This is a genomic window from Streptomyces sp. S6 (genome assembly GCF_054880855.1).
Window position 1 is genome coordinate 1 of the sequence record NZ_JBTYMC010000451.1, and the last position, 3,990, is coordinate 3,990.

Consider the following 3,990-nt stretch of genomic DNA (forward strand, 5'->3'; position numbering starts at 1 on the left):
GGGTCGCCGTCGGCCGTGTCGTGACGTCGGCGGACGCGGCGGTCCGTGCGGCGCGGGAGGGTCCGGTCGTCCTGGTCCGCCCGGAGACCTCCCCGGCCGACCTCGCCGGGATCGCCGCCGCCGTCGGGATCGTCACCGGGCGCGGAGGACCGGCGAGTCACGCGGCGGTCGTCGCGCGCGCCCTGCGCAGACCGGCGGTCGTCGGCGTGCGCGGGCTCGCTCTCAAGGAAGGCACGGTCGTCACAGTTGACGGTACGAGCGGCGAGGTCGCCCTCGGCACCCCGCCGGTCGTCACGGACCCGGCGGGCGACCACCTCCGCACCCTGCTGACCTGGGCCGACGACGTCTCCGGCACCCGCGCGGCGGACCGTACGGAGGCCGAGCGCCTCACCGCCGCCCACCACACCCTGGGAGCCTCCTGACATGCCCACCCGTCACGTGTACGCGATCCGGCACGGCGAGGCGAACGCCTTCGGTGAGCTGACCGGCACCGGAGAGCGGCAGTCCGACCTGATCGGCCGCCGCCTCGCCGCGCTCCCGGTCGACGCGGTCTGGCACTCCCCCTTCCCCCGCGCCGCCCACTGCGCCCGTCTCCTCGCCGCACACCTCCCCGGCACGCCCGTCCGCGAAGCGCCCGAACTCGTCGACCACATCCCGTACATCCCGGCGGAGCCGCCGCACGTGTGGGCTGGCTTCTTCGACGGGTACGGCCCCGAGGAGGCCGTCGACGCGCGGCGGCGGGCCGACGCCCTCACCGCCCGGTTCGCCCGGCCCGCCGAGGCCGAGACGCACGAGGTCCTCGTCACCCACGCCTACCCGATCGCCTGGCTGGTCCGGCACGCCCTCGACGCGCCGCCCGTGCGCTGGCTCGGTCTGGAGAGCGGGAACACGGCACTGACGGTGCTCCAGTACCGGGACGGGGTGCCGCCGACGCTGGTCGACTACAACGACATGGGTCATCTGCCCGCCGAGTTGCGCTGGACGGGCTTCGCACCCGGCCCTCGCCCCTGATGAACTCCCTTGCTAAAAAGGGCCGTTGCGGTACGCCCCCGGCGGCACCCCGTAACGCTCCCTGAACGCCCGGCTGAAGTGGAACGCGCTCGCGAACCCCGAGGCCTCCGCGACCCGTTCGGCGGTGAGGCCGGTGCTCTCCAGGAGCCGGGCCGCGTGCCGGAGGCGGGCCTCGCGCAGGGCGCGCATCGGGGAGAGACCGAGCTGCTCGGTGAAGAGGTGCGCGAACCGGGACGGCGACAGGGCGACGGCCTCGGCGAGGGAGGCGACCGTGTGCGGGGCGCCGGGGTCGGCGGCGATCAGGGTCTGGGCGCGCTGGACCCGGTCGTCCACGCCGGGTTGTGCCGGGCTCGGTGCGGCGGCGGCCAGCAGGAGGGCCTCCTCCAGTGCGGACAGGGCGAGTTCACGGGCGACGGCGCTGTGGGCGACGGCGACCTCCTCGGCCGCCCTGACCGGCTCGCCGCCGGTCCAGCGGGCGTCGTCCAGCATCCGCCGGAACGCCGACTCGACGCGCCCGCGCAGGAGTTCGGGCACGGGTGCGGTCGCGTGGACGCCGTCCCCGGTGTCGTACGGGCGGATCCACGGGGTCCAGGCGGGCCTCAACTGGCAGTGGGCCCACCAGAATTCCCAGCCCGTGGCGCCGGGGCGGACGGCGTAGCGCTGGGGGACGCCGGGGGCGAGGAGGACGAAATCGCCGGGTCCGGCGGCCAGTTCGGTGCGGCCCTGGCGGATCAGGCCGGCTCCCCCGGTGGTCCAGATGATCAGCCAACTGTCCGATCCGGACGGCCGGTCGACCGCGTACCCCGTCTCCTGCTCGAACCTGCCGACCACCACGAGACCCGGCGGCGGCGACGGGTCCGCAGCAGTCTCGGTCAACCCTTCAGCACGCACGGGCATCCTCCTGCCGTTCCCTTCCGCCTAGTTTCTCGTGCCATGACAGTCACAGGCATTCTGGACCGGTTCCGGCGGGACGGGTACGCGGTCGTGCGGGGTCTCTTCTCGTACGACGAGATCGAGCGGGTGCGTGAGGAGTTCGCGGCGCTCCAGGCGGCGGGGCGGGAGGTGCCGGGGCACTTCCGGCCGCGCGCGGGGGACGATCCGCTGGACGCGTTTCCGCGAGTGATGCAGCCGCACGAGATCAGCGAGGTGGCCCGGGAGGTGCTCCTCGACGCCCGACTCCGGGGCGTCCTTGAGGAGTTGCTCGGGGAGGAGGTCCTCGCCGCGCAGAGCATGTTCTACTTCAAGCCGCCGGGGGCGCGGGGGCAGGCGCTGCACCAGGACAACTTCTATCTGCGGGTCGAGCCGGGGACGTGCGTGGCCGCGTGGGTGGCCTGCGACGACATCGACCGGGAGAACGGGGGGCTCGAAGTCGTCCCCGGTACCCACCTGTTGGACCTGTTCTGCCCCGAAGAAGCCGACGAGTCCGTGTCGTTCGCCCGTGAGTACGTGGCTCCGCCGCCCGGCCTGTCCGCCGTCCCCGTCGACATGGCCCCGGGGGACGTCCTGTTCTTCAACGGCAGCCTCGTGCACGGCTCCCGGCCGAACCGGACGGCCGGGCGCTTCCGGCGGTCGTTCATCGGGCACTACGTGGGGCGGTCGGCCGAGCGGATCGGGGCGTACTACCGGACGGTGGAGATGAGCGGGGAGCGGGTGGTGCTGGCGGAGAGCGAGGGGGCGGGTCCCTGCGGCACGGAGTTCGCACCGCAGGGACCCCACCAGCGACGTCAGTGACCGGCGATCGGGTGCGGGGAGTAGGGGCTCTCCAGCTCCTCGATCTCCTTGTCGGTCAGCTCCAACTCGACCGCCGCGACCGCGTCTTCGAGGTGGGACGGCTTGGCCGCGCCGATGATCGGGGCCGTGACCGTGTCCTGGTGGAGGAGCCAGGCGAGGGCGACCTGGGCCCTGGACACGCCCCTGGCCTCGGCGATGCGGGTCACGGCCTCGACGATCGCGCGGTCGCCCTCCTGGTAGAGGGTGGCGCCGAAGCCGTCCGTGGCGCTGCGTCCGGTGGCCGTGTCCCAGTCACGGGTGAGGCGGCCCCGGGCGAGGGGGCTCCAGGGGATGACGCCGACGCCCTGGTCCGCGCAGAGGGGGAGCATCTCGCGCTCCTCCTCGCGGTAGATCAGGTTGTAGTGGTTCTGCATCGACACGAACGTCGTCCAGCCGTTCCGCTCGGCCGCGTACTGCATCTTCGCGAACTGCCACGCGTACATCGAACTCGCCCCGATGTAGCGGGCCTTGCCCGCCTTGACCACGTCGTGCAGCGCCTCCATGGTCTCCTCGACCGGGGTGTGCGGGTCGAAGCGGTGGATCTGGTAGAGGTCGACGTAGTCGGTGCCGAGGCGGCTCAGGCTGTGGTCGATCTCGGTGAGGATCGCCTTGCGGGAGAGGCCCGCGCCGTTGGGACCGGGGCGCATCCGGCCGTGCACCTTGGTGGCGAGGACGATCTCGTCGCGGACGGCGAAGTCGGCGAGCGCCTTGCCGACGATCTCCTCGCTGGTGCCGTCGGAGTAGATGTTCGCGGTGTCGAAGAAGTTGATGCCCGCGTCGAGGGCCTGCCGGATCAGCGGGCGGGAGGCCTCCTCGTCGAGCGTCCATTCGTGCGTGCCTCGGTCCGGGAGGCCGTACGTCATGCAGCCGAGACAGATCCGGGAGACGTCCAGGCCGGTCGAACCGAGCTTCACGTACTGCATCGTTGCTGCTCCTGCTGTCGGTGGGGGTGTCACGGCGAGCGTACGTGGCCGTCGGCGCGGGCTCGCAAGGCATTTCAGGTGACGGTGCGGCGTGGGAGCGGCGGGGCGGCGTGCGGGCGTGCGCATCCTCGGTCCGGGTGACCGGCGCCGGTTCGGTCCGTGAGGTGCGGGAGGCCGAGGTGATCTTCCGCATGTCCTCGTTCTGCGCGACGGACGCTTGCGCGAGGTTGGCCTGGAGGATCGAGTTGAGGAGTTCGTCGAAGCCGAGGACCTGCTCCTGGACGCG

General features: G+C 72.6%; 5 protein-coding genes and 1 pseudogene. 3 read left to right on the forward strand and 3 right to left on the reverse strand.

Annotated features, from left to right (window positions below):
- Both ACVNF4_RS33375 and ACVNF4_RS33380 read left to right on the forward strand, forming a co-directional pair.
- On the forward strand, positions 1-422 hold a 422-nt coding region (locus tag ACVNF4_RS33375; protein WP_461806616.1), incomplete at its 5' end, for a PEP-utilizing enzyme.
- A 1-nt stretch (position 423) separates the two neighbouring features.
- Positions 424-1,011: a histidine phosphatase family protein gene (locus ACVNF4_RS33380; RefSeq protein ID WP_461806617.1), complete on the forward strand. Its 588-nt coding sequence runs from the start codon at positions 424-426 to the stop codon at positions 1,009-1,011.
- Between the two features lie 12 nt (positions 1,012-1,023).
- Here the strand turns inward: ACVNF4_RS33380 and ACVNF4_RS33385 are convergent, their stop codons facing one another.
- Entirely contained in the window at positions 1,024-1,908 is an 885-nt protein-coding gene (locus ACVNF4_RS33385) for a helix-turn-helix domain-containing protein (RefSeq protein WP_461806618.1), read from the reverse strand.
- Between the two features lie 36 nt (positions 1,909-1,944).
- On the opposite strand from ACVNF4_RS33385, the gene ACVNF4_RS33390 reads away from it, so the two are divergent.
- Entirely contained in the window at positions 1,945-2,742 is a 798-nt protein-coding gene (locus ACVNF4_RS33390) for a phytanoyl-CoA dioxygenase family protein (RefSeq protein WP_461806619.1), read from the forward strand.
- Here the strand turns inward: ACVNF4_RS33390 and ACVNF4_RS33395 are convergent.
- Together ACVNF4_RS33395 and ACVNF4_RS33400 are read right to left on the reverse strand one after the other, a co-directional pair.
- Positions 2,736-3,704, reverse strand: coding sequence for an aldo/keto reductase (locus ACVNF4_RS33395; protein ID WP_461806620.1), 969 nt, complete (start codon positions 3,702-3,704; stop codon positions 2,736-2,738). The two genes, ACVNF4_RS33390 and ACVNF4_RS33395, sit on opposite strands and share 7 nt — an antisense overlap.
- Positions 3,705-3,879: 175 nt before the next feature.
- A pseudogene (locus tag ACVNF4_RS33400) lies at positions 3,880-3,990 on the reverse strand (magnesium transporter CorA); the annotation flags it as partial.

Coding starts and splice junctions, on each gene's coding strand:
- ACVNF4_RS33380 (WP_461806617.1), top strand. CDS start 424: ATGCCCACCCGTCACGTGTACGCGATCCGGCACGGCGAGGCGAACGCC.
- ACVNF4_RS33390 (WP_461806619.1), top strand. CDS start 1,945: ATGACAGTCACAGGCATTCTGGACCGGTTCCGGCGGGACGGGTACGCG.
- ACVNF4_RS33385 (WP_461806618.1), bottom strand. CDS start 1,908: ATGCCCGTGCGTGCTGAAGGGTTGACCGAGACTGCTGCGGACCCGTCG.
- ACVNF4_RS33395 (WP_461806620.1), bottom strand. CDS start 3,704: ATGCAGTACGTGAAGCTCGGTTCGACCGGCCTGGACGTCTCCCGGATC.